Source organism: Peribacillus sp. Bi96 (assembly GCF_918698115.1).
In the GTDB taxonomy this organism is placed as follows: Bacteria; Bacillota; Bacilli; order Bacillales; family DSM-1321; genus Peribacillus.
Genome location: NZ_CAKKLV010000007.1, coordinates 195,662 through 221,061 on the forward strand (window position 1 = coordinate 195,662; position 25,400 = coordinate 221,061).

Consider the following 25,400-nt stretch of genomic DNA (forward strand, 5'->3'; position numbering starts at 1 on the left):
AAATTATTCGCCTACAAGTGCAGTACCAATCCTAACCATTGTAGCGCCTTCCTCAATGGCAATCATGAAATCGTTGGACATCCCCATGGACAATTCAGTACAGGGAGCATACTTCAACCCAGCATTTTGTATTTCCACCTGTATGCCCTTCAGTTTCCGGAAGCATTCCCGCAAAACTTGTTCATCATCCGTCAAAGGCGCCATCGTCATCAGTCCTGCAACATTCACCTTATCAAAATCAGATAACCCTTTTATGAAATCCAGTGTGGCTTCAGGATTCAAGCCATGTTTTGATTCCTCACCTGAAACATTTACCTGCACTAAACAGTTTATCGGCTCGCTTGCCCGTTTTTGAATTTCTTCTGCCAAAGAAATGCGATCCAATGAATGGATATACGCGATTTTGTCGATGACATTCCTTACTTTGCGTGTTTGCATGGAACCAATATAGTGCCAGTTGGGCTTGTCCTTCAGCACTTCATATTTTTTTAAAAGCCCCTCGTCACGATTTTCACCTAAATCGCTGATTCCGGCTTCCAATGCTTCCATTGCTCTCTCGACCGAAACATATTTCGTCACGGCAATTAACTTTATATCTTTACGGTCCCTGCCACTATTTTCACATGCTATATTTATTTTTTCTTCGATGTTTTTTAAATTGTCCGCTACTTTCACTGTTACCCTAAATCCTCCTTCCAACCGATAAAGCTCATCAATCTACCTGTCTTTCCGTTATCGCGACGATGTGAAAAAAACAAATCGTGATTGCAGCTTGTACAGTATGATGTAACGTCGATCTGACTTTTTGGAATTCCTGATTTTTGAAGAATCAATGCATTTAGTTGCTTAAGATCTAACTGATATTGTCCTTCACTGATTAAATTATATGGCTTTTCGTCATTATCTTCCAGCATATTCTGCACTAAATCTATGACTTTATCATCAACCACATAGCACTTCGAACAAATCGACGGTCCTATTACAGCAAATATCTCCGTTTCCTTAATACCCTCACTCCGCCATGCTTCAACCATTTTTCGTGCAATTCCATTAACGCTACCCTTCCAACCAGCATGTGCCACCCCAATCATACCATGTGCCGGAGCAAGAAAGTATAAGGGCACGCAATCCGCATAGCAAAGGGTCAATAAAGTTTTTTGATCCTTCGTATAAAATCCGTCAGTAGCTTTAAAGGCCGAAATATAATCCACTGCACCTTTCCCACCATCGAGACTGGTCACTTGCTGGATTTGCGTTTCATGCGTCTGCTCGGCTCCTATCCATTCAGTCAGCGGAAAAAACAGCTTTTCCGCTAAAGTCCTGCGGTTTTCCTGGACATCTTCAAGCTTATCCCCTACATGAAAACCGGTATTCAATGTTTGATAGTCACCTGAACTGACTCCTCCATTTTTCGTGGTGAAGCCCGCTACGAGCTGGAGATTTTGTTTTCTCCAGCTGTCTATGAGCATATATTGGTCTTCAATTATAACAAATGGCTCTATCATGATTTAAACCTCTTTATTTTTAGTCTAGTGTATCATATATTTGCGCGATGTACCCTTTAAAACCGTTCATCTTTCAGTTCTGCTTGAAATACCGTCTGATGTTCAACAAGAATGACATCTGCACCGATTTTTTTTATTTTGCGCCATGGAATTACAATATCCTGGTCCTTGCCGAAGAAACCCATTAACCTGGTGCCATTTGAAACCACTATGGCCTCAATTTTCCCTGTGGCCGTATTAATTTCAAGATCTGACATATTACCCAATTTCTTTCCGTCTGCTATATTGACAATATCCTTAATTTGAAATTCGGAAATCCTCGTCACATCACTCAGCTCCTCAAAATTTCATCATAGATGAAGGTCCTATTCTTATGTATATGACATGATTCACTCAAGGATGAAGAATACGATAAATAAACGTCACTTCAAATCAGGAATTACCTTTAAAAAGGGGGGGAACATAATAAAAAAGCCGCTATGGATAAGTTGCTGAAGAGCGGGTAATCTACATTTTTGCACTACCCGCTTCAGCTAACTTATTCTCATGCTCAGCTTCTACTGTTGGATATTTTTATTCATTTGCTTTATAGCCGCTTTTTCCAACCGGGACACCTGCGCTTGTGAAATGCCAATTTCCTCGGCTACCTCCATTTGCGTTTTCCCTTGGAAAAACCGTTTGCGAAGGATCATTTTTTCCCGGTCATTCAACCGTCTCATGCCTTCATTTATCGCTATTTCATCAATCCAAGTACTATCTTTATTCTTTTCATCACTCAGTTGGTCGAGTACATAAATCGGATCCCCGCCATCATTATAAATCGGTTCAAAAAGTGAAACTGGATCTTGTATAGCATCTAAAGCAAAAACTATTTCTTCATGAGGTACTTCCAACACCTTGGCGATTTCTTCAGCTGTCGGCTCACGAAGAGTCTGACTAATGAGCTTTTCTTTAACCTGCAAAGCTTTGTATGCGATGTCTCTTAAAGAACGGGAAACCCGAATCGGATTATTGTCACGAAGATATCTCCTGATTTCACCAATAATCATCGGTACAGCATACGTTGAAAACTTAACATTTTGACCTAAGTCAAAGTTATCTATCGACTTCATTAACCCTATACAGCCTACCTGAAATAGATCATCTACATACTCTCCCCGATTGTTGAAGCGTTGAATGACGCTTAGAACGAGTCGAAGATTCCCGTTTACCAGTTTCTCTCTTGCTGAAATATCGCCATCTTGCAGTTCTTTAAAGAGTTTTCTCATTTCTTCATTCTTTAAAACCGGTAATTTTGATGTATCCACACCGCAGATTTCAACCTTATTTCGAGACAAATTTATTCCCTCCTCACAGGAGCGCTGTACAAAAAACAGTATTTCCGCGGGAGGGAAAAATATGCACATGGCTAGAACAGAAAATCACCATTATTTTTCAATATCGTTATCAAAGTATTGATTTAATTGGCATTTAAGCACTTTATTTTTTTACACCATTTTATTAAATTCTTTTCGAAGCCTCTTAATAATCCTTTTTTCCAAACGTGAAATGTAAGATTGGGAAATCCCCAGCATATCGGCAACGTCCTTTTGCGTTTTTTCTTCTCCTCCTGCAAGTCCAAATCGAAGTTCCATAATCTGTTTTTCGCGATCGGATAGCTGTGTAAGTGCTTTCGTCAGCAGCTTTCGGTCCACGTTTGCCTCGAGGTCTTTCGTGATAATATCATCGTCAGTACCTAGGACATCCGACAATAGAAGCTCATTTCCATCCCAATCAATATTCAGAGGTTCATCAAAAGAAACTTCAGAACGGATTTTGTTATTTCTGCGTAAATACATTAAAATTTCATTCTCGATACATCTCGAGGCGTATGTAGCCAATTTTATTTTCTTCTCGGGATTGAATGTATTCACGGCCTTGATCAAACCTATGGTACCGATACTTATTAAATCTTCAATATTGATTCCCGTATTTTCAAATTTCCTGGCAATATAGACAACCAGCCTCAAATTCCGTTCAATTAAGATCGATCGTGCAGCTTCATCGCCCTTAGGCAATTTATTGATCAGTATTGCCTCTTCTTCCTTTGAAAGGGGCGGCGGAAGTGCCTCACTCCCTCCAATATAAAATATTTCGTCCGTTTTCAATCCGAGCTTGAACAATAGTTTGTACCAAAAATAAGTGAGCCGAAGAATGAATTTCTTCAAAATAATTCTCCCTTCTAATAAACGGATTATGGGTCAAGTTTTAGAGTGAATCAATAGTTCAGGAGGCATTTTGCACCGGAATCCCGGTTAACATTTTCGGGTGAACGATAGATTGATAGCTATTGTCGGGAGAGAGTTGCAAGAAGGTAAACGAAACGAGACCCTGCTTGACATGATATTCATTTTCCCCTTGAATGATTTTGATGTAATCCGGTTTGATTGCGGTTAACAATTGATGATCATGGCCCACGACTTTATAAGGAATGACCCGCATTCGTCCTGTCCATGAATACTCGGGTTGTTCTTCCTGCTTAATCAGGTTATCAGGGTTTTTAAAGAGCTCTAGCATATCGTGGGGAATCCCTGCTTCCCCACCTGAAAGCGAGATTATCATAACTGGTGAACGTGATATGGGATCATATAATTGATTGCCGCTATCCACAAGTCCATGAAACGTTCCTTCAAAGTCAGAAATTTTAACCGAGACCGTAACCATTTGTTCATGTGTAAGCTTTGTCATCTCCATCCCTTCGAGTGTTCGCTTGGAGAATTGCCAGGCGAGCGGGAACCCTATCATGACAAATATCCAGCTGACAGGATCGCCAAATCGATTGATTCCTGCATATTTAACAGGGTCCTTTGAAACGATTTGAAATTCAAATAGATAGTGAAGGCCCAGAAGGATTCCTCCCGATAAAAACGTTACAAAGTATAAAGTGGCCACCGATTTCATGAAGAGTTTTAGCCTAGTAAACCCGAATGTTGCCAAAACCATTACCAGGGATACTAAAATCTTCATGTACACTCGGTCGGCAAGAACATAAAAAGGAGTGAATGCCAATACGATAATGAAGGAACCAATCAACCCGCCGATACATACTCGCCAAAGCGCTACCCTTCGTTTGAGAATGATTGCGGTCCAATATAAAAGGAGGCAGTCAAATAACCAATTCAACAACCAGATAACATCTAAGTATAAGGTCAAACACCCTCCCCTCCTTATAGGAACTAACCTTCCACTAGCAAAAAGTATAGCGTACCTGCCCTAAGAAAGTGTGTCACTTTTTGTATTGAAAACTTAAGAGTTTTTCAGTCATTTTTACCCTTTTTGTAGAAAAACAGCTATTGATATTTTCAATACTTTCTTAGAGACTATCCTGCTCCCTTTTGCTTCTGTCGATTTATGTTATAAAAGTTTCAGAATTTCTTGACGCTCCTTTCTTTTTTCCTCATCGGAATGACAGCAAACAAGTGATGGAGACCTCGACCCCCTTACGCCCTCCAAACCATCTAATTATGAAAAAAGTTCAATAATGAGGCATTCTAACATATGGAATAAAAGGATTTTTCACTGAACCTTCAATCAACACTAAAAAGGTGTTCCAGATATCGATTATCAGGCCATTCGGTGATCAGCGAACGATCGGAAAAGCACCAATAAGATAAAGGCCATTGGACGCAAATATATAGCATCTCCTTCAAAAGGAATTCCTTTTTACACACAAAAAAAACCGTCCCCGAATGGGAACGGTATATGACGTCGATATTAACGGCGTCTATTGCGGTTACGGAGGAATGTTGGAATATCCAAGGCCTCTTCACCTTGATTAGTATTACGTGCGGGCTGTTCATTTACTTCTTCTCTCTTCACTTCACGCTTCACGTTTGACTGTGGCGTTTGTTGTGTCTGAGGTCTTGATTGCTGCTGCTGCCCAAGTGTTGGACGACCAGCAGGCCTTATTGTAGCTTCAACCTCGTTAAAGCCCGTTGCAATTACTGTAACGACGATTTCATCTTTTAGGTTTTCATTGATAACCGAACCGAAAATCATATTTACGTCCTGATCGGAGGCAGTAGCCACGATATCGGCTGCTTCCTGGACTTCAAAAAGACTTAGGTTCGTTCCGCCAGTAATATTCATCAGTACGCCTTGTGCACCATCAATCGATGTTTCGAGCAGGGGACTGGAGATGGCTTTCTTCGCCGCTTCTGCTGCACGGTTTTCACCGGAGGAAATCCCGATTCCCATTAGAGCGGAACCTTTGTTGGACATGATGGTCTTAACATCGGCAAAGTCCAAGTTAATAAGACCTGGAACAGCTATTAGATCTGAAATCCCTTGTACACCTTGACGAAGTACATTATCTGCTTCACGGAATGCTTCAAGCATTGGCGTGCTTTTATCGACGATTTCAAGGAGACGGTCATTTGGAATGACGATTAGTGTGTCAACCGATTCCTTCATGGATGAAATGCCGCCTTGTGCTTGTGTTGCACGTTTTCGGCCTTCGAAAGTAAATGGACGTGTAACTACACCCACTGTAAGCGCTCCTAAATCTTTAGCGATGCCAGCGATGACAGGAGCAGCCCCCGTTCCCGTTCCGCCGCCCATTCCAGCAGTTACGAAAACCATATCGGCACCTTTAAGCGCTTCTTCAATCTGCTCTTTGCTTTCTTCTGCTGCTTTTTTTCCTACTTCCGGGTTGGCACCCGCACCCAATCCGCGTGTAAGCTTCCCACCGATTTGCATTTTAATTTCAGCTTTTGATAGATTAAGAGCCTGTGCGTCAGTATTGACAGAAATAAACTCAACACCTTGTACGCCATGCTCGATCATTCTGTTTACCGCATTGTTTCCGCCGCCGCCAACACCTATTACTTTTATCGTTGCTAATTGTTCTAAATTAGAATCAAACTCCAACATGACAATCCTCCTATTTTGACGAAATTCCCGATTCTTTATGATTGTTATTCAAAAAAGTAACCCAGGATTTTTTTGAATTTAGATTCACCTTTTTCACCTTGTTTTTTAGCCAGGTTCTCTTTGCTTTTTTGAGAAACCTTTTGGCTGCGCTGGTCGTTATCTTCTTGTGCTTGTCCAGCTGCTACAGGAGTTTTATTGGCGGTGTTTTTTAGCATTCTCTCTTTCTTGCATGCGTGTTTAATCAGACCAACCGCTGTCGTATATTGGGGTTCCCTAACACCGATGTAATTCGGCTCGGCCGTCCTTACACGGTTTTGGAACACATACTGAGCAAGCTCCAGGACTCCCGGCATCTTGACGACACCCCCGGTCAACACGAAACCACCCGGTATATCCTGGAAGCCAAGTCTCCTCAAATCATCTTGAATCAACTCGAATATTTCGGTCACTCGCGCTTCAATGATATCCGAAAGCATTAACTGGTTGCAGGGCTGCTGCTGGTCGCTGCCGATGATTGGTATTTGGAATACTTCATCTTCAGAAGCGTCATCATAAAAGGCATGTCCATGCTTTACTTTTATTTTCTCAGCCTCTTCCATCGTTGTCCTTAGAACGATGGAAAGATCCTTCGTCAGTGTTTCCCCGCCTATAGGTATCACCGACGTGTATTGTAAATAGCCTTGTTCGAAAATTGCCAGAGTCGTTGAACCTCCGCCAATATCGACCAGAGCAACACCAAGTTCTTTTTCATCCTTGGATAAAACAAGGGAACCTGCGGCTAAGGGTTGAAGAGCGATATCGGTTATTTCTAACCCTGCCCTTTCCACACACCGCAGCGTATTATGTAAAATTGTCCGAAGACCTGTGATTAAAATCCCTCTCATTTCCAACCGAACACCTATCATGCCCCTTGGATCACTGATTTCATCAAGTTCATCAACCTTGTAATGGATTGGAACCACGTCGATAATTTCCCTGTCGGATGGTATCGTTATTAACTCCGCTGCTTCTCTAACACGAAAAACATCATGTTCGGTAATTTCTTTATTGTCACTGGATACCGCTACTACCCCATGACATGGCTGAAGCGTCACGTGATTTCCGCTTATACCGACGATTACCTTTTTTATCTCCATCCCTATCATCCGTTCTGCTTGCTCTACAGCCTTTTGAATGGATTGGACGGTTTCATCAATACCGACGATCGAACCTTTTTTAAGCCCCTCTGATTTAATATTTCCTACGCCAATTATATTTAATGTGTCATTGACCATTTCCCCAATGATAACTTTTACACTGGATGTACCGATGTCAAGACTTACGTAAATTTCGTTGCTGTTCATTCCATGGCACCTCCTTCAGTTTTATACATGTTTTAGTAGAATAACATTTTTATATCGAAGACCTATTCATTATAGAATGACAAAACTGATTACAACAACTCGCAAATTTCATAATAAGCGGTTCATTTCATATTTCCCAAACAATACTCGCAGATTTCTCACTTTATCGTGCCTTATTGTTCGCTTCTCAATGAAACTGCTATCATTTCTAAACTAGATACTGCCATAAACTATTCGTCATTTATCACGTAATTCCCTTTAAAATTATAGATTTTTTTTCTGCTTTTTCCGGGAAATGGACCATTTTTCAATTAGGATCCTTCTAATCAGGGCAATATTTTGAAAGAGTCTTACGCCGAACACAAAGATTGCGGCTAAATACAAGTCTACACCAAGATGTACACCTAGAAAAGCCAAACCTGCGGCCAAAACAATATTAAAGAAGAATCCGGTAACAAATACTACTTCATCATAAAGATTTTGCAGATGAGCCCGTATGCCTCCAAATAAGGTATCAAAAGCTGCAAGCACCGCAATGGAGAGATAATTTGAATATTCATGTGGAATATCGAAATCCACCAAAAAACCGAGGGTGATTCCAATCAGGAGTCCAAAAACTGGCAGCCACATTACGATTCCCCCCCATCCATAATGGGTTTCATATGCTCCACATTAATCTCATTTTGGTATGCCGGCAATGTCAACTCACCAGAAGGCGTCTTAATTTGCACTTCAAAATTATCTATAAAGAAATCATCCATTAGTTCAGAACCTTCTATACGCTGCTTCAGCTTCTTTGGATTAACGGTCAGTGCCTGCATTTCGACAGGGTAATCAACTAGGGGATATCCATCTATTTTCGGCTGACCATTAATATCACGAATCACCGAAGATGATATGTACCTTTGTCCTGAAATGGAAATTTCGTCAGCACCAAACCTATACATCTCATTAATGAGCCTTCTTAGCAATACAGGTGAAATGTACTCAATCCGCTCACCAAGAAGGATTTCTTCTTTGATCGGTTGTATGGACACGATTACCCCACTGCCTTTTATTTCGGTCAAACCTGCGTCAGTCTTTAATTCCGTCAGGGTGTCACGCAATACTTCTTCTTTACTCTCATTTTTCTTTGTTTCATAGGATGCAATCTTTCCCTCAAGCTTACTAATATCCTCTATTAAATCCACCTGGGTCTGCTGTTCTTTCAATAAATCATTTTTCAGCTCCCACATATCCCTTGTATCGGAAACGACAGGTTGATTCACCAAATTGAATTGAATAGCGAGCATGAAGCCAGCAATCAAAGTAACCAAACTAAAAGCAAGCTTTTTTTTCATTTCCAGTTTCTCACCAATCTTTCATCAAATCCGGCGATCTAATCAACCTCCAATAATTGGATCAAAAATGATATTCTTTTGCTTTTCCACTGTAAAGATAATATTTTCATTAACCAGCTGTTCCTTAATGCCACCAGGCAAGTCCAGGGAAGCACCAAGTACCTCAGGGTCCCCAATTGCAGAAATGATAAATGGAGCAGGATGCTGATGGCCATCGATTGTTATCACAGGTCCATTACAGATTATATAGGAATCATGATTTAACCGTTGACCATTAATCGCAATAGCCTCTGCACCTGATATGTATAGTTCATTGACAACCTTGAAGACATGCTGCTCATGAACCAGGTAGTTATTTACATTGGCTTCTGAGCCCATGTCTGTACCATCTTCAAGGGTCACCTGAAGGCCCGTTCCTTTTACTTTCACTTTTCCGAGATACATCCGGTATTTCTCCGTATCCTTTGCCAAATTGAAAAATAGCTGCTTTTCCTGCGCTAAGTCTTTTTCAATTTTGGATACATTTCCTTGCTTTTGAAGGAGTTCCCTCTGAAGTTCCCGGTTTCGTTCCTCTTGCTCGATCAGTTGCTGCCTGAGTTCATATTCTTGATCCCAGGCTTTGTCCTTCCTTACTCCTTTACCATCTTTAGTCAGATTGTAGGAGAAGGCAATCATAAATCCGAGAACCACGCAAACCAGGGGTAAAACCACCCGTTTGCCCTTAATTTTCATCATTCGTGTCTTCCTTTTGGTCAGCGTCTTTATATGCTTTGAAATAAGAACCCACTTCAAGATCGATGACTCCCTTTACCTTTGGATCCAACTGACTGACAATCGATGGATAGTGAATCATTTTCTCGTATAAAGTCCGGCTTGTCGCACTTACTTCAAACCCATCGTTCATAAACATGACAATATGGTAGACATCGGTTTTGGTTGGATCATAATGAATTTCCGAAATGGCATTCTGAATCTCAACAGGAAGCTTGTCCAGCTCTTCTAAAAGCAACTTTAATTCTTTACCCTCTTTGAAACCAATTAAAACTGGGGCAAATACTGGAATTTCGCCAGTTGCTAACTCATCCAAAACGGTCCCGTTTTCCAAAATGGGAGCAAACTTCCCATTATTGGACAGATATGCCATTCTGTTATGCTCCGAAACCGTAATTTTAATGGAATTAGGAAATACAGGAGTTACCTTAACGCTTTTTATTTCCTGATTTTTTTTAATATTAGCGGCTGCTGCCCCAGTATCAACCTTCCAAATGCTCCGATCCTTCTTCACTTTACTCAATTTAATGATTTGCTTGGAAGTGAAATAGCGATTCCCTTCTACCTGCACGGATTTCACATAGCTTAACGGGGATAAGAAATAAAGCACACAAGCAACCAGAATGAAGAAAAGGGAAAGCAAAAGAACAAGTCGTCTGTTTGCTTTGCTTTTTCTTAATTGTTTTAATTTCGGGATGCGGTCCTCAATGGAAACGATTTTCCCCTTTTCCATCCCTTTCACCTCTTCCTGAAAAAATGGATGGTTTTATGTCACAATACGAAAACTAGACAAGCTCAAAATTCGGTATTTCTAAACTTAAAAGGTAACACATTATACCACAAAATTTGGATATAAAGAATAAATCCTCTATTATTTCCGGCCGATGATTTCCACTTCTGTTTCCATTTCAATGCCAAACTTATCATACACTGTATCCTTCACATGCTGGATCAAGGCTTGAACATCCGCTGCACTTCCATTACCTGTGTTAACGATAAAGTTACCGTGCATCGGGGAAATCTGCGCTCCGCCAATCGAGTGGCCCTTCAGGCCGGCATTCTCCACCAATTTACCTGCATGATGGGGAAGCGGATTCCTAAATATGCTCCCGGCACATGGAAGATTATACGGTTGGGTATCTTTACGATAGTTTTTGTTATTCTGCATTCTTTCAACGATTTCGGTTTTATCGCCCTCAGTCAATTGAAAAATGGCTTCCAATACGATTCCGGGTCTTTTCTTTTGAAGTAAAGAAGTACGATAAGAAAACTCCATTTCTTCCTTAGAAAGCCAAGCCAAAGTTCCATCATCAAAAAGAACATGTGCCTCCTTAAGGATTTCACTCATATCGGAACCGTGTGCACCAGCGTTCATATAGACAGCGCCACCGACCGAACCGGGGATCCCACTGGCAAATTCCAATCCCGCATACCCTTTTTTACTGATTTGAACGGACAAGCTGACAAGTGACACACCTGCGCCAGCTTTAATCTCCGCGCCATTTATCTCAAGGTGGTCAAGTCCTTTCCCCAGTTTAAGCACGGCACCTTCAATTCCGCCATCACTGACAAGGAGGTTTGAGCCCCTGCCAATCGCCCTCCATGGTATGGCTGTTTCTTTGATGACCTGCATCGTCTTCTCTATATTTTCAATGGAAGATGGCACGATGAATAAATCAGCCGGCCCTCCAATTTTCATAGTTGTATGATTCGCAAGTGGTTCCTGTTCAAGAACTTTGCCGATTTTCATTTCAGTTAATTGCTTTATCACTTTATCCATGATAAACCTCCTCGTTGTTCCAAAAACTCCAAATAATGATTTTCATTTCCTCTTCCATGAGGTCACTTATTTTACAAGAATGATAACACCTTTTAAGCAGAAAAATGAACAGCAGCAAGCGCCAGTACGGCCTAACCCTCTTATACTATAGTCTAAACAAAGACGTATTGCCAATATTTATTGTGGATTCCCCAACATTCATTACTGGTAATATTTAAGCGTCATTTCATTTTTTTCTAAATTTCCGAAAGATGCCCTTCAATATCGTTTTCCTGCAAAGGTTTTCAATTTAAAAATAAAAAAAGGGAAGCCCCATGTTTAACAGGACTTCCCTTTTGCCATACCTTTTATTTTCTTGATGTCAGAACCTTGAATAGCGGCTAATATTCAATAGCACCCCGATTGCCATCAACATGAGTGTCAGCGATGAACCGCCATAACTTAAGAGGGGCAAGGTGATACCCGTAACTGGCATCAATCCCGTTACTACCCCTATATTGATCATCACTTGAATGGCCACCATTGCAATGATTCCGACCGCTACAAGGCTCCCATACAAATCAGGGGCTCCAAGAGCGATTCGAATGCCACGCCAAAGCATTAGCGCGAATAACAAGATGACCAGAGAGCCTCCGATGAACCCCAGTTCCTCGGAAAGTATGGCAAAAATGAAATCGGTCTGCGGTTCCGGTAAATAGAAAAACTTCTGACGGCTTTGCCCAAGCCCCAGCCCGAACAATCCCCCGGGGCCGATTGCATAAAACGATTGAATCATTTGAAAGCCGCTACCCAAAGGGTCTTCCCATGGATCCAGAAATGATGTGATCCTCTTTATCCGGTAGGGCGCTGACAAAATCAGACCGATAAAACCAGCTATCCCGATTAACCCCAAGCCTAAAAAATGGCTGACTTTTGCCCCGGAAATAAAAATCATAACGATGCATGTTCCTACCATTACCGTTCCCGTTCCAAGGTCGGGCTGTAACATGATTAATCCAAAAGCCAAAAATACTAACCCCAAGGACGGAAGCATTCCTTTTTTAAAGGAGGTGATCAGCTTTTGCCGTTCGGATAAAAACTTAGCTAAAAAAGCGATCATTGCCAGCTTCATAAACTCAGAAGGTTGGACAGAAAAGGCACCTACACCAATCCAGCTCCTCGATCCATTCCTCGCCATCCCTATACCTGGTACAAGCACTGCCAAGAGCATAATGAAACAAATGATGATCAAAATCTTGGCCCAAGTCCGCCACGTCCAATAATCCACATTCATGATGAAAAACATGGCTATGACCCCAACGCAGGCAAACAGCAACTGTCTTTTTGCAAAATAAAATGAATCATCAAATTTATATGTTGCCCAAATGGCACTCGCGCTGTAAACCATGATTAACCCAACGGTCAAAAGACTTAAGGTGACGATAATGAGAATGAGATCGGGATTCGATTTTTTTAATGGCACGGACATCCACCTCTAGGAAGTTTTTCGAGCCTGTACGAATATAAAACTCAATGGCTGATTGCTTGTCAGCACTTTAGTCAAAAAAAAAGCGATAACGGCTCATTATCGCTTTTTTCCAAGGTGTCAACGTAGAAGCAGGTTCACTTCTTTCTGCGAAAGCTGTTACTTAAGTTTATGCACGGCCTCCATAAACATGTCTCCTCTTTGCTCGAAAGTTTTATATTGATCCCAGCTTGCACAAGCTGGGGAGAGGAGAATACAGTCGCCTTCATTTGATAATTCAAATGCAGCCGGTACGGCCTTTTCTACATTATCGACACGTTTTATATTCGTTATTCCTATTTCTTTGGCTACCCGCTCTATTTTTTCAGCTGTTTCGCCAAAAGTTATCACCGCTTTGACATTTTTCATAGCCGGTTTTAACTCATCGAATTCATTTCCGCGATCCAAACCGCCAGCCAATAAGATGACTGGTTCCGTAAAGGATGTTAGCGCTTTGGAAGCTGCAAGAATGTTCGTCGCTTTTGAATCATTATAAAATTTGCGATTTTCGATCGTTGTTACGAACTGCAGACGGTGCTCCACACCATAAAATGTTTTCAGTACAGTCTGAATGGCTTCGTTTGCGACACCCTTCAGTTTGGCCGCTGAAATAGCTGCTAGCACATTTTCCAAATTATGTTTTCCAGGAAGGGCGATCTCGGAAACTTCAATGATTTTTTCTCCACGGAAGTAAACGGCTCCTTCTTCAACATAGGCTCCATTTTCATGTTTCACTTCCGTTGAAAATGGAACAAGTTCAGCCTTGGTCTTTTTCGCCATGGATATAACAGCATCTTGATCTGCATTATAAATCATGAAATCTGAAGCTAGTTGGTTTTTTGCAATCGCAGCTTTTGCTTCTGCATATTCCTGTTTGGAGCTGTGATAATCCAAGTGCGCATCATATAAATTTGTCAAGATAGAGATTTCTGGACGAAATTCTTCTATTCCCATTAGCTGAAACGATGATAATTCGATGACGATCGAATCATCGGATTTTGCTTTCTCGGCGACACCAGAAGCTACAGTCCCGATATTCCCAGCGATAAGCGGTGATTTCTCACCGGTCTTCAACATTTCGAAAACCAATGTAGTCGTAGTCGTTTTCCCATTTGTACCCGTGATGCCTATGAAAGGCGCCTCACTAATCTGATAAGCTAATTCAACTTCCGTAATAACCGGGATTCCTTTTTCCAATGCACCTTTTACTATAGGGTTCCGATAGGGGATTCCTGGGTTTTTCACGATCAATTCGAAGCCCTCATCAAGAAGTTCAATCGGATGACTACCGCAGATGACTTTGATTCCCTGTTCTAGAAGTCCTTGAGCCTCTGGATTTTCCGATAATGGCTTCATGTCATTAACCGTCACGAATGCACCTAATTTATGTAGAAGCGAAGCTGCCATCACTCCGCTTTTTGCCAATCCCAAAACCAATATTTTTTTCTCTGAATACTTGACTGTCTCTTTCAATTATATCCACACCTCTAAATAGATTCCGAGTACCGCACACAGCAGGCCTACTGTCCAGAAGGTCACGACGACGCGCCATTCAGACCAACCAGAAAGCTCGTAATGGTGGTGCAGCGGACTCATTTTAAAAATACGTTTACCAGTCGTTTTAAAAGATCCTACCTGTAAGATTACCGAGAGCGTCTCTATAACGAATACTCCGCCAATGATTACCAGGAGAATTTCAAGCTTCGTTAATAAAGCGATGGTAGCGATCGCCCCTCCAAGTGCCAAGGACCCTGTATCTCCCATGAATACCTTTGCGGGATGTGCATTGAATACTAAAAATCCGAGTACTGCACCGACAACAGCCACCGAAAATATAGCGACATCATATTGTGACTGACTCCAGGCCAAAATGGCAAAGGCACCAAATGCAATGGCTGACGTGCCTGAGACAAGTCCATCAAGCCCATCCGTTAAGTTGACGGCATTCGAAAAACCTACCAGCCAGAAAATAACGATAAAGAGATAGAACCAGCCAAAATCAACAGAAAAGTCAGTACCTGGAATCGTCAATTCCGGATTAAAACGGTCTGTCTGCTTAAAGACGAAGTAAAAGATGACCGAAATCACTATTTGACCAATCAGTTTTTGCTTAGATGTCAGTCCTAGGTTACGCTTCATGACCACTTTGATGAAATCGTCCAAGAAACCTAGTAAACCAAAGCCCAAAGTTACGAATAATAATAAATACGTTTCTGTTGAAGGTACCGAAAATTTAAAAGTCATAACCAATGTAGCGATGGTAACCGATAATAAAATGACCAAACCGCCCATGGTGGGTGTTCCCGTTTTCTTAAGATGCGATTGTGGGCCTTCTTCTCTGATACTTTGCCCGAATTTCAACCTTCTTAAAAACGGGATGAAAACCGGCGAAAGAAGTACGGTTACTAAAAACGCCACCAAAATCGTATAAAAAATTACTTGTTCCAACATTCCTTACTCCCTCATTCCTAACACAATTCAAATATAAAATTCTGCTTGTTGTCTTTTCTTGTTTGCAGCCGGGGCTAATTCAACGTTGATTCAAACTGAACCTAAACGTCTTTGAATCGCCTTTTCCGCTTCTTCACGGTCATCGAAGTGAAGCACTTCGTCACCGACCAATTGATATGTTTCATGCCCTTTTCCGGCTATTAAAATAACGTCGCCCTCTTCCGCCTTGGAAACAGCATAAGCGATAGCCTGCCTGCGGTCTTCAATAACCGTATATTCTTTACCCACTACACCAGCTTCCATATCCCTAAGGATTTGTGCTGCATCTTCACTTCGTGGATTATCCGAGGTGAAAATAGGGTCAGTAGCCAAGCTGCATGCAATTTCAGCCATGATAGGGCGCTTTGTCTTGTCTCGGTCCCCGCCGCAGCCCACTATCACAAAAATTTTCTTTTCTGCAAACTCACCCACAGTTTTCAGTACATTTTCTAAACTGTCCGGAGTATGGGCATAGTCAACTATGACTGGGAAGCCCTGATTTGCTGTAATGAGCTCAAAACGGCCCGCAACACCTTTTATTTCCTCGATGGACCTAATTGTCTCATCCAGATCGTTCCCAGCGCATAAAGCGCTTGTGATGGCTGAGAGTACATTATAAACACTGAATTTCCCAATGAGCTTCAGCTGAATGTAACGCTCTTCTTTACCTGCTGTCAAGGTGAAAGATGTGCCATTTGCATTGATTTTTATATCCCTGGCCCTAATATCGGCTTCTTTGTCTATGCCGTATGTGACGACAGTAGCAGCGGTCGCTTTAATGAAATCACCCGTTGCCTCATCATCAGCATTAAGTACAGCATATTTAGGACGATTTTCTATGTAAGCATTTCCGAGCTGTGAGAAAAACAAGGATTTTGCCTGTCGGTATCTGTCCATGGTTTTATGAAAATCCAAATGGTCCTGTGTGAGGTTCGTAAAAACAGCAATATCAAAATCACAGCCATGAACGCGCCCAAGTTCAAGTGCGTGCGAAGAAACTTCCATTATGGCCGTTGAGACAGACGCTTCGGTCATTTCATGAAAAGCCTTTTGCAGCGTAACGCTATCAGGCGTCGTATTCTTGGTTTCATATACCGTATCGGCAATTTTTGTATACATCGTGCCTATCAATCCTGTTTTTTCATGTCGATCCTCGAAAATCTTTTCAAGTAAATGACTGGTGGTCGTCTTTCCGTTCGTACCTGTAATTCCAATAAGACGCATCTTTTGGGTAGGATGACTATAATATGCATCGGCAAGTACCGCCATCGCCCTGTTTGAATCCCTGACAACGATCACGGGTACTTCCAAATCAAGCGGCCTTTCGGCAATGATTGCCGCAGCTCCATGTTCAACAGCAGATTGGGCAAAATCATGACCATCGACTGTATAACCTTTTATACAAACAAATAGACTTCCGTCTTTGACTTTACGGTTGTCATTTTCAATGGAGGTGATTTCAGGATTCTCTCCTTCATAGGTGAATAAGGAGTGTAAATAAGATAGTAATTTGTGAAGCTTCATTTTTCCATCCCTCTCAACTTAATTTGAGGATTCATTATATGTGATTAGCCTTGGCTTGTCGAGAAACCATTTTTAATTATACGGGGTTATCTCGACTCCGTAAACAAAGCGGCTGATGTTTCTTCAGCCGCTTTAACTATTCATCTATTATATTATACTTATTCTGTATTTTCGCCAAGATAAATTCTTATTGTAGAGCCTTCTTTTACTTTAACACCTGGATCTGGTGCTTGATTTATGACTTTATCCCCATTACCGGCAATATCCAGCTTAAGATCAATGAGCTGTGTTTGCAACTCTTTCTTGCTCAGGCCCACAACATCAGGTACCTCGACCATTACTGGATCTGTCCAGACCGCCTCTTTCTCAATCTGGTTTTTTCTAGGCTTGACACCCATGGCCCTAAGTGAATCCTCCATGATATTCCCAACGATCGGAGCGGCAACGACCCCACCGAATTGTACCGTACCCTTCGGATTATCCACCGCGATATAGACGACGATTTGTGGATCATCAGCTGGAGCGACACCAATAAATGAGAGAATATAATTATTTTCAAGATATCGGCCATTTTCAGCTTTTTGCGCTGTACCTGTCTTCCCGCCTACTCGGTACGACTCCACGAACGCTCCTTTACCGCTGCCTTGCGCTACAACAGATTCAAGTGCTTCACGGACTTTCTTTGAGGTCGCTTCCGAAATCACCTTTTTCTTGGCCTGTGGGGTCTTTCTCATTAATACTTCACCAGTTTTTGGATCAACCAGTTCCTTGGCGATATAAGGCGTATACAAAGTTCCACCATTCACTGCGGCCGATACCGCTGTCACCTGTTGAATGGGAGTTACTGCAACACCTTGTCCAAACGCAGTGGTTGCCTGTTCAACCGGGCCAACTCGATCCATATTGAACATGATTCCTTTTCCTTCTCCTGTTAAATCAATTCCCGTTTTTTGTCCAAACCCAAAATCATTGATATATTTAAACAGCTTGTCTTTACCAAGCCGGTTCCCTAATTCTACAAATCCAGGGTTACATGAGTTCTCGACAACTTCAAGAAACGTTTGGTCCCCATGTCCTCCGCTTTTCCAGCAATGAAGCGTTGCCCCCGCCACTTCTACATGCCCGGAGTCATAATAATGTTCCCTTTGTAAATCTACCTTCCCTTCCTCCAGCGCTGCAGCAAGGGTGATGATCTTAAAAGTCGAACCCGGTTCATATATACTCCAAACTGGTAAATTGCGATTATACACTTCGGAGGGGACATTTTGAAAATTGGCCGGGTCAAAGGTCGGCCTGCTGGACATCGCTAATATTTCGCCGGTATTCGGGTTCATAGCTATGGCAATTAGGCCATCCGGATTATACGTTGCCTCCGCATTATCGAGCTCCCTCTCCACGATTGTCTGGATTTTGCTATCGATTGTCAGCTTCAAGTTATCTCCATCAACTGGAGGCTTATAGTCATCGGCCATATTCTCAAGTCTTTTCCCTTTGGCATCCGAATAAAATTTAACAAATCCTTTCTCCCCACTTAGCTCCTTATCATAAGACAATTCTATTCCCATCAATCCTTGGTTATCAGAGCCCGTAAAACCAAGAACATGTGAAAGATATTCTCCAAATGGATAGTGACGCTTTGAGTCTTCAGCGATATATACACCTTTTATACCTAATGCCTTAATTTCCTTCGCCTTTTCATGAGATATCTTTCTGCCTTCCGGGATTCTGACACTCATCGCCTGTTTCGTTAACCATTGATAAGCCTTTTCCTTAGTCATATCCAATATTGAAGCAAGCTGTTCCGCCGTCTCCCCAGGATTTTCAATCTGTCTCGGGATGACATAGACGGTTGGTGCTGATATATTCGTTGCCAGCTCCACACCATTCCGATCCAAAATCTCTCCTCGCTTCGCTTCAAAAGGAATATTCCTGCTCCAGGAGTCTTTAGCCAGACCCGTCAACTTATCCCCAAGGTAAAATTGTACAATTCCCAAACGGATATCAATGATAAAAAAAACAACGATACCTACTGCCAATGCGATCGCCAGCCGTTTTCGGACAGTAACATTCGAAACACGCAAAAACAGGCACCTCCATTTCATACATGCTTCAATATATGCTTGTCTACTCCAAGCTAGACTAAGAACAATTCAAAAAAATAAAGAGGGTGATCCGTTTGGATCACCCCCTCCTCATTTTCACTCGGTTTTCTCTTTAGTCGGTATATCTTCAGAAGCCCCTTCAGGCTGGGATAATTCAATTTTGAAGGAGTCACCTTCCTTCATCTTTTTCCCTGCCTCAAGATTTTGTTTACTCACATACCCAGTTCCTGTAGTTTGCAGATCCAGCTTCGCAACCTTAGCTAATTTCATAACATCGCGTAAGGACCAACCTTCCATATCAGGAACTTTCATTTCACCTTCCGTTCTCAAGATTATTTTTTCACCCTGCAGGAGTGTACTCCCGGATTTCGGCGATTGATCGAGTACTTTCCGCCCACTTCCGATCGTGCTTACATCATAGCCAAGTTCCTTCAGCTCCCTGAGGGCTGAACTCTCCGTTTGATTCGTATAGTCAATGATTTTATTTGCTTTTTGTTTTTTCACATCAGAAGGCTTTATGTTTAAATATTGCAAGCTATTTTGCATAACAGGATTGAATATCTCTGACAATGGGTCTGCCCCAACATAAGATACACCTAGCTTTGGCTTCTTGACCGCCACATACATGACCAATTGCGGATCATCTTTTGGAGCCATACCTAAAAAGGAGAATACATAGTTATTTTTCCCTACTAAATATTTACCTGTCGGACCAGCTATTTGTGCTGTACCGGTTTTCCCTGCTACATCATATCCATCAATGGCATATTTCTTCCCTGTTCCATTTTTTGAAGAAATTACCGTTTCCAAATAGTCACGGACTTGTTTTGCACTTTCTGCCGAAATCGGTTCCCCGGTCACTTTTGGCTTTGTCGTTTTCAAAACCTTTCCAGTATCCTGATCCGAAATGCTTTTAATCACGTACGGCTGCATCATTTTTCCGTCATTAGCTATCGCGGAAGCTGCTTGGATCTGTTGTATCGGGGTAACGGTCGAACCTTGTCCAAAGGAAGTTGTCACTTTTTCAAGCTTATACTTATATTGAATTTTACCGGTTATCTCGTTTGGCAAATCTATCCCCGTTTTTTTATCGAAACCGAACTTGGTCAAATACTCACGGAAGGTATCAGCTCCGATCTTATCCATAGCAAGAGTAGCAAAAGCTACGTTGGAAGAACGTTGAACCCCTTCAAGAAAAGTCATGTTTTTTCCTCTTTTAATGCCACTATGATCATGAATTTCCCCTGAACCCGCTTTATAAGTTCCTGATACAAAACTATCATTTGGATTAAAGACCCCTTCCTCGACAGCCGCGGCAAGGGTGAATGTTTTCATGGTTGAACCTGGTTCGAAGGTTTCTTCAATTGCAAGGTTACGCCATGTATCCGTTAGCCCCTCTTTTGTTGTTGGATGGAAGGTAGGCCTTTGCCCCATCGCCACGATCTCCCCCGTTTTGGGATTGGACACAATTGCTATGATTTGTTCGGGATCATATTTTTCTTGCACTTTGCTCATCGAATCTTCCAAGAAAGTTTGGATCTTCTTGTCGATGGTCAATGTGACATCACTGCCATTATCCGGTGCAACCACCTTTTCTTTCGTATCCGGTAAGAGAAGACCCCATGAGTCACTGTCATATGTCAACTCCCCGTTCGTTTCCTTCAATTCTTTATTAAGGTACCTTTCAATTCCGAACTTACCAGCCATTTCTCCTGTTTTCTCATCTTTTTCTACATAGCCAATCAGATGGGATGCGAAGATACCATTTGGATAAAAGCGTTTATTGGTTCTTCCAAATGTAATTCCCGGCAGTTCCAATTTTTCTATTTTCTGTTTGACGACCTGGGTCAAATCCTTGCCGGCACTTCCGAACTCCACCTGGTATGCTTTTTCTTTCGTAAGGCGCTCATAGATTTCCTGTTCATCCATGTCGATATATTTAGCGAGCTTGGCCGCGGTCATTTCCGGATCTTTGACGTGCTCCGGTTCCTTTTCACTGAGCACAGCCCTTAAAATATAGGAAGAGGTATCCTCGGCGATGACTTCACCATTTGTATCGAGTATGCTGCCCCTTTTTGCCTCTATGACCTGTTTTTTTTCATATTTCTTCTCCATTTTCGATGCCAGTACTTCCCCACCAGCCGTACCTGTCACCTGAATATACAAAAAGCGGCAGATTAAAACAAAAAAGAGCAGGCCGAATAAGAAGAATAATCCGGCTGCCCCATGCTTCATATTTTTTTGTTTCTGCATTATCACTGCACACCCTTCACATTATTCTTATTTAACTTGAACCCTAGCGCTGCAGCTTTTTCCCAAATTCTCTCGTATGTACTAAGTTCAGCAACCTGCACCTTCAAATCATCATTCACCTTACTCTGTTCATCAATGGACTTTTCAACTTGCTGGATCTCTTTATTCGTTTCATAAATGGTCGCTTGATCGGAAACTATTTTCACACCCATAAAGGCAACCATAATAGCAAGGGCACATAGTAAGAAAACTTCACCAATGGATATCTTCGCTTTACGGATGACCACTGTTTGATGTGTCTGTTGCTGCTGTTGGTCTTCATATTGCTGTTCTTGTATTTTTTTGGCTATGGAACTCATTCATGTTCCCCCTTACTGTTTTTTTCTATAATTTTTGCTTTTCGGCGATTCTTAGCTTAGCGGATCGAGAACGATTATTCCCTTCCAATTCATCCTCTGAAGGTAAGATTGGTTTTCTCGTTATTATTTTCATGGATGGTTTGAATTCTTCCGGGATAACCGGTAGTCCAGGCGGAAGGTCTGGCAAGCTACTAGCTTTTTTGAATACCGTTTTACATATTCTATCTTCAAGCGAATGGAATGTAATGACAGATATTCTTCCTTCCAAATCCAGGAGTGAAATCGCCTGCTCCAAGGAATCTTCAAAGACGCCAAGTTCATCATTTACAGCAATTCTTATTGCTTGGAATACTCGTTTCGCAGGGTGTCCGCCTTTACGTCTTGCCGGGGCCGGTATCCCATCTTTAATAAGCTCAACTAGCTCAAATGTCGTTTCAATCGGTTTAATTTCACGTGCCGCTTCAATTTTCCTGGCAATTTGCTTGGAAAACTTTTCTTCTCCATATTGAAAGAAAATTCGCATCAATTCATGGAATGACCAAGTATTCACGACATCATAGGCAGAAATGGCAGCACTTTGGTTCATCCTCATATCCAAAGGGGCATCATGGTTATAACTGAATCCCCGCTCCGGTGTATCCAATTGTGGCGATGACACACCTAAATCATAAAGAATCCCATCCACTTTCTCGATTCCCCGGGCATTCAGCTCTTCTTTTAAGTATTTAAAATTATTAGGAACAAGAACAATACGTTCGCCATAGCTTTCCAATTTTTCCTTAGCATTCCGGATCGCCGTTTCGTCCTGATCAAAAGCATAAAGCCTGCCCTTGTCAGAGAGCTGTGAAAGCAAGTATTCGCTGTGACCGGCTCCTCCTAAAGTACAATCCACGTAAATTCCATCAGGTTTGATGTTCAATCCATCAACCGTTTCTTTTAATAACACTGTTGTATGTTGAAACATGCTAGACATCCTTCCAATCGGTTATTGAGTGACTCTATTTCTGAGGGCAGCCTTAAATATCAAAGCCAATCATATTTTCTGCTATCTCAGCGAAAGAATCCTCCGAAGCTGAAAAATAGTTTTCCCAAAGGGATTTGCTCCAAATCTCAATACGATTGGTAACACCAAGAATTACACATTCTTTTTCCAATTGGCCATATGAAGTAAGCGGCGTGGGAATATTAATTCGCCCTTGTTTATCTATTTCGCATTCTGTTGCTGCTGAAAAGAAAAACCGGGTAAAGGCTCGGGCATCTTTTTTTGTTAAAGGCAGGGCTTTAAGCTTTTCTTCAAGCTGCTTCCACTCTTCCATAGGGTAACCAAATAAACATTGATCGAGTCCACGGGTCAGGACAAATTGCTCCCCGAGATTATCCCTGAATTTCACTGGGACTATCAAACGACCCTTTATATCGATGTTATGATGGTACTCTCCCATGAACATACCCAATACCCCCACATTCTAATCTCAATGTACCACATTCCCCCACCTTTCTCCACTTGTTTTTACTTTCTCTTTCCAAGCAAAAATTCCCTTCTTTTCTAAATAAGTTTATTTAGTCAATTTATTTAAGAAAACCTGAAATTCGCTCGAACGAACTCATACGAAGGCGCAGACCCACTTTTACTGTCGAAGCACTACCTGCCCCGTGTTCTTGGAACAGAAAAAAGACAGGCTGGACGCCTGTCTCTTTTTCCATTTTTCATTTATCTCTCGTCAGGATAGGAATGTGGAAACTGTTAATCAAATGATCAGTTCCCCACTTTCCCCCAAAAACTCATGGTTCGTCATTCTACATGAAAATCAATTTATGCTGATTATTGAACCGGTATTCCAGTTTCATGATATCGCGAACGAAATCCGGTCCATATTGATTCAGGTAATAAAAAACATTCCAGATCCTCTCCTGGGGTGACTCCAGAGGATACAACGAATTTGCTATCCGTTCATATTTTTTCAATATAACCGAATGACGTTCCTTTGTCCGGTCACCGATCTTCCCATACATGAAATCCAATTGCTTTTGGATGAATTCAATGTTTTTATGTAACATCGGCTCAAGTCCTCTATCTAAAGAAACGGCGTGTTCGAAAAGCTTTTCATGGTTCTCTTCAAGCTGCGATTTCAGCGTACCGAATAGATGATCGATCGTCTCATCTTTCACGGAATCAAGGAAACTTTGTACAGCATTAGCGGTACCCTCAGTCAGAACAGTTTCCAAACCGAGTTCCATTTCTTCAAGATCCGTTTGGACACTTCGTTCTACAAGCGTGATGTTTAATCGAGGAATGATTGGCGGCATCTTCATTGCGAACAACTCAAATGCCTGTTTTAATTCTGCCCAATAGGCAATTTCCCCTGGCCCAGAAATGAAAGCCAATACAGGGAAAAGCATTTCCTGCATAAGTGGGCGTGTAATGACATTGTTGCTAAGTCGTTCTGGATTATTTTTGGCTATCTTCAGGAGTTCTTCCTTGGAAAATGATACCTCACCATTTTTCCCGCTGAAACCGCCTTCTACACGTTCGAGTAAACATCGATCCTTTTTTTCTGGATCATAATAAAATAAATTCGCGGCTTGTTTATCCATTTCTATCATTTTTGCGTACCCTTTGGCATGCATGTATGTTTGTTGTTCCTCGACCACTTCAGCAATCCGTTCACTTTTATTGATCATCAACTCAAAGTAGCCCTTCTCGATTTGCCTTAATTCCGAATCTCCGGCATCGACAAGTAAAAGGCCATATTCCTGAAACCACTCATGAATCAGCCGTGCAAAAAAGTCAACAAAGGTTTTCGATTGACTAATCGTTTCTTTCATATCAATCAGGAGTTTATTCGTAAAGGCAGTTTCTCCATAGGTTTCAATAATTTCTTCAAACCACTTCCCTGCCTTTTCCGTTTCAAGCTCCACATCTGAAACCATTGTTTTATACGGCTGATAGGAAGGATAGGTTTTTTTGTCCGGTTTACCGTTTTTCATAACATAAACATGATTGACTTCAGCCAAATCATGATCTTCTCCAGCTATCCAAAAAACTGGAATGACTGGCCGCCCCAGTTCTTTCTCTTGTTCTTCCGCAAGCTTAATGATCGATATCACTTTATGAATGGTATACAGCGGACCTGATAATAACCCAGCCTGCTGGCCTCCAATCACAACAACGGAATCATCCCTGCGCAATCTTTCAATATTTCCATCAACAGCTGCACTGCTTGGAAGATGAGACATGTATTGTTGTATGTAATCCGATAATTCACCACGTAAAAAAGAGCGATTCATCAATTCATTATATCTATTACGATAAATGTCCGGCTTAGACAAGTCATAGTGAAAATAATCCTCCGCTTCAAGACGGTTTTGTAAATAGTCCGATGCAAAACGGTTTAAAGATGGTAACGCGAGATCTTTCATCTCCATTTCTGTTCTCCCTTTCTCTGCAACTACAATTCTTTTTAGAGTATAACATTCCGGTTTAAGAAAACAAAAGAAGTTGCCCAGCAGCAGAAAAT

23 protein-coding genes are annotated in these 25,400 nt (G+C 41.7%); all 23 read right to left on the bottom strand.

Annotation, left to right across the window (positions count from 1 at the left end):
- Positions 1 to 3 precede the first annotated feature (3 nt).
- The 23 genes from LQ203_RS11625 to bshC all read right to left on the bottom strand — a co-directional run bounded on the left by LQ203_RS11625 (position 4) and on the right by bshC (position 25,308).
- Positions 4 to 675 carry a YggS family pyridoxal phosphate-dependent enzyme gene (locus LQ203_RS11625; RefSeq protein WP_230158216.1) on the bottom strand — a complete coding sequence of 224 codons (672 nt, stop codon included), beginning with the start codon at positions 673 to 675 and terminating at the stop codon, positions 4 to 6.
- Positions 676 to 677: 2 nt separating this feature from the next.
- On the bottom strand, positions 678 to 1,505 hold the full coding sequence (pgeF, locus tag LQ203_RS11630; RefSeq protein ID WP_356714328.1) for a peptidoglycan editing factor PgeF: 828 nt from the start codon (positions 1,503 to 1,505) through the stop codon (positions 678 to 680).
- 56 nt (positions 1,506 to 1,561) lie between these two features.
- Entirely contained in the window at positions 1,562 to 1,831 is a 270-nt protein-coding gene (locus LQ203_RS11635) for a YlmC/YmxH family sporulation protein (protein ID WP_230158217.1), read from the bottom strand.
- A gap of 231 nt (positions 1,832 to 2,062) precedes the next feature.
- On the bottom strand, positions 2,063 to 2,842 hold the full coding sequence (gene sigG / locus LQ203_RS11640; protein WP_034313871.1) for an RNA polymerase sporulation sigma factor SigG: 780 nt from the start codon (positions 2,840 to 2,842) through the stop codon (positions 2,063 to 2,065).
- A 150-nt stretch (positions 2,843 to 2,992) separates the two neighbouring features.
- Positions 2,993 to 3,712 carry an RNA polymerase sporulation sigma factor SigE gene (sigE, locus tag LQ203_RS11645; RefSeq protein WP_230158218.1) on the bottom strand — a complete coding sequence of 240 codons (720 nt, stop codon included), beginning with the start codon at positions 3,710 to 3,712 and terminating at the stop codon, positions 2,993 to 2,995.
- A 58-nt stretch (positions 3,713 to 3,770) separates the two neighbouring features.
- Positions 3,771 to 4,697 (bottom strand): sigma-E processing peptidase SpoIIGA, encoded by a 927-nt coding sequence (gene spoIIGA, locus LQ203_RS11650; protein ID WP_230158219.1) that lies wholly within the window; start codon positions 4,695 to 4,697, stop codon positions 3,771 to 3,773.
- A gap of 561 nt (positions 4,698 to 5,258) precedes the next feature.
- Positions 5,259 to 6,416, bottom strand: coding sequence for a cell division protein FtsZ (gene ftsZ / locus LQ203_RS11655; protein WP_230158221.1), 1,158 nt, complete (start codon positions 6,414 to 6,416; stop codon positions 5,259 to 5,261).
- A 44-nt stretch (positions 6,417 to 6,460) separates the two neighbouring features.
- Positions 6,461 to 7,759: a cell division protein FtsA gene (ftsA, locus tag LQ203_RS11660; protein ID WP_230158223.1), complete on the bottom strand. Its 1,299-nt coding sequence runs from the start codon at positions 7,757 to 7,759 to the stop codon at positions 6,461 to 6,463.
- A 264-nt stretch (positions 7,760 to 8,023) separates the two neighbouring features.
- Positions 8,024 to 8,389, bottom strand: coding sequence for a small basic family protein (locus tag LQ203_RS11665; RefSeq protein ID WP_098371078.1), 366 nt, complete (start codon positions 8,387 to 8,389; stop codon positions 8,024 to 8,026).
- Positions 8,389 to 9,099 (bottom strand): DUF881 domain-containing protein, encoded by a 711-nt coding sequence (locus LQ203_RS11670; RefSeq protein WP_230158225.1) that lies wholly within the window; start codon positions 9,097 to 9,099, stop codon positions 8,389 to 8,391. Before LQ203_RS11670 ends, LQ203_RS11665 begins: the two co-directional genes overlap by 1 nt.
- 42 nt (positions 9,100 to 9,141) lie before the next feature.
- Positions 9,142 to 9,834, bottom strand: coding sequence for a DUF881 domain-containing protein (locus LQ203_RS11675; protein ID WP_230158227.1), 693 nt, complete (start codon positions 9,832 to 9,834; stop codon positions 9,142 to 9,144).
- A complete protein-coding gene (locus LQ203_RS11680; protein ID WP_230158229.1) occupies positions 9,821 to 10,603 on the bottom strand; it encodes an FtsQ-type POTRA domain-containing protein in 783 nt (260 codons plus the stop codon). The genes LQ203_RS11675 and LQ203_RS11680 overlap by 14 nt, the downstream gene beginning before the upstream one ends.
- Before the next feature lie 138 nt (positions 10,604 to 10,741).
- On the bottom strand, positions 10,742 to 11,650 hold the full coding sequence (murB, locus tag LQ203_RS11685) for a UDP-N-acetylmuramate dehydrogenase (RefSeq protein WP_230158231.1): 909 nt from the start codon (positions 11,648 to 11,650) through the stop codon (positions 10,742 to 10,744).
- A gap of 361 nt (positions 11,651 to 12,011) precedes the next feature.
- Complete coding sequence (spoVE, locus tag LQ203_RS11690; RefSeq protein ID WP_230158234.1) at positions 12,012 to 13,112, bottom strand: stage V sporulation protein E; 1,101 nt, start codon at positions 13,110 to 13,112, stop codon at positions 12,012 to 12,014.
- Positions 13,113 to 13,274: 162 nt separating this feature from the next.
- Entirely contained in the window at positions 13,275 to 14,627 is a 1,353-nt protein-coding gene (murD, locus tag LQ203_RS11695) for a UDP-N-acetylmuramoyl-L-alanine--D-glutamate ligase (RefSeq protein WP_230158236.1), read from the bottom strand.
- Positions 14,628 to 15,605, bottom strand: a complete 978-nt coding sequence (gene mraY, locus LQ203_RS11700) for a phospho-N-acetylmuramoyl-pentapeptide-transferase (RefSeq protein ID WP_230158237.1) — start codon at positions 15,603 to 15,605, stop codon at positions 14,628 to 14,630.
- Between the two features lie 90 nt (positions 15,606 to 15,695).
- On the bottom strand, positions 15,696 to 17,168 hold the full coding sequence (locus LQ203_RS11705; RefSeq protein ID WP_230158238.1) for a UDP-N-acetylmuramoyl-L-alanyl-D-glutamate--2,6-diaminopimelate ligase: 1,473 nt from the start codon (positions 17,166 to 17,168) through the stop codon (positions 15,696 to 15,698).
- 158 nt (positions 17,169 to 17,326) lie between these two features.
- Entirely contained in the window at positions 17,327 to 19,249 is a 1,923-nt protein-coding gene (locus LQ203_RS11710; RefSeq protein ID WP_230158239.1) for a stage V sporulation protein D, read from the bottom strand.
- A 117-nt stretch (positions 19,250 to 19,366) separates the two neighbouring features.
- Positions 19,367 to 21,523 carry a penicillin-binding protein gene (locus tag LQ203_RS11715; protein WP_230158240.1) on the bottom strand — a complete coding sequence of 719 codons (2,157 nt, stop codon included), beginning with the start codon at positions 21,521 to 21,523 and terminating at the stop codon, positions 19,367 to 19,369.
- A gap of 2 nt (positions 21,524 to 21,525) precedes the next feature.
- On the bottom strand, positions 21,526 to 21,882 hold the full coding sequence (gene ftsL / locus LQ203_RS11720) for a cell division protein FtsL (protein ID WP_230158241.1): 357 nt from the start codon (positions 21,880 to 21,882) through the stop codon (positions 21,526 to 21,528).
- Between the two features lie 25 nt (positions 21,883 to 21,907).
- A complete protein-coding gene (gene rsmH / locus LQ203_RS11725) occupies positions 21,908 to 22,846 on the bottom strand; it encodes a 16S rRNA (cytosine(1402)-N(4))-methyltransferase RsmH (RefSeq protein WP_230158242.1) in 939 nt (312 codons plus the stop codon).
- Positions 22,847 to 22,898: 52 nt separating this feature from the next.
- Positions 22,899 to 23,330 (bottom strand): division/cell wall cluster transcriptional repressor MraZ, encoded by a 432-nt coding sequence (mraZ, locus tag LQ203_RS11730; protein ID WP_230158244.1) that lies wholly within the window; start codon positions 23,328 to 23,330, stop codon positions 22,899 to 22,901.
- Positions 23,331 to 23,679: 349 nt separating this feature from the next.
- Positions 23,680 to 25,308, bottom strand: coding sequence for a bacillithiol biosynthesis cysteine-adding enzyme BshC (gene bshC, locus LQ203_RS11735; RefSeq protein ID WP_230158245.1), 1,629 nt, complete (start codon positions 25,306 to 25,308; stop codon positions 23,680 to 23,682).
- Between the last annotated feature and the right edge of the window lie 92 nt (positions 25,309 to 25,400).

Bases quoted from the DNA above. Each gene is read 5' to 3' on its own strand.
- ftsZ (WP_230158221.1), bottom strand. From the start codon at position 6,416: ATGTTGGAGTTTGATTCTAATTTAGAACAATTAGCAACGATAAAAGTA.
- mraZ (WP_230158244.1), bottom strand. From the start codon at position 23,330: ATGTTCATGGGAGAGTACCATCATAACATCGATATAAAGGGTCGTTTG.
- ftsL (WP_230158241.1), bottom strand. From the start codon at position 21,882: ATGAGTTCCATAGCCAAAAAAATACAAGAACAGCAATATGAAGACCAA.
- LQ203_RS11705 (WP_230158238.1), bottom strand. From the start codon at position 17,168: ATGAAGCTTCACAAATTACTATCTTATTTACACTCCTTATTCACCTAT.
- pgeF (WP_356714328.1), bottom strand. From the start codon at position 1,505: ATGATAGAGCCATTTGTTATAATTGAAGACCAATATATGCTCATAGAC.
- LQ203_RS11675 (WP_230158227.1), bottom strand. From the start codon at position 9,834: ATGATGAAAATTAAGGGCAAACGGGTGGTTTTACCCCTGGTTTGCGTG.
- LQ203_RS11715 (WP_230158240.1), bottom strand. From the start codon at position 21,523: ATGCAGAAACAAAAAAATATGAAGCATGGGGCAGCCGGATTATTCTTC.
- bshC (WP_230158245.1), bottom strand. From the start codon at position 25,308: ATGGAGATGAAAGATCTCGCGTTACCATCTTTAAACCGTTTTGCATCG.
- LQ203_RS11665 (WP_098371078.1), bottom strand. From the start codon at position 8,389: ATGTGGCTGCCAGTTTTTGGACTCCTGATTGGAATCACCCTCGGTTTT.
- murB (WP_230158231.1), bottom strand. From the start codon at position 11,650: ATGGATAAAGTGATAAAGCAATTAACTGAAATGAAAATCGGCAAAGTT.
- LQ203_RS11680 (WP_230158229.1), bottom strand. From the start codon at position 10,603: ATGGAAAAGGGGAAAATCGTTTCCATTGAGGACCGCATCCCGAAATTA.
- rsmH (WP_230158242.1), bottom strand. From the start codon at position 22,846: ATGTTTCAACATACAACAGTGTTATTAAAAGAAACGGTTGATGGATTG.
- ftsA (WP_230158223.1), bottom strand. From the start codon at position 7,759: ATGAACAGCAACGAAATTTACGTAAGTCTTGACATCGGTACATCCAGT.
- mraY (WP_230158237.1), bottom strand. From the start codon at position 15,605: ATGTTGGAACAAGTAATTTTTTATACGATTTTGGTGGCGTTTTTAGTA.
- LQ203_RS11670 (WP_230158225.1), bottom strand. From the start codon at position 9,099: ATGAAAAAAAAGCTTGCTTTTAGTTTGGTTACTTTGATTGCTGGCTTC.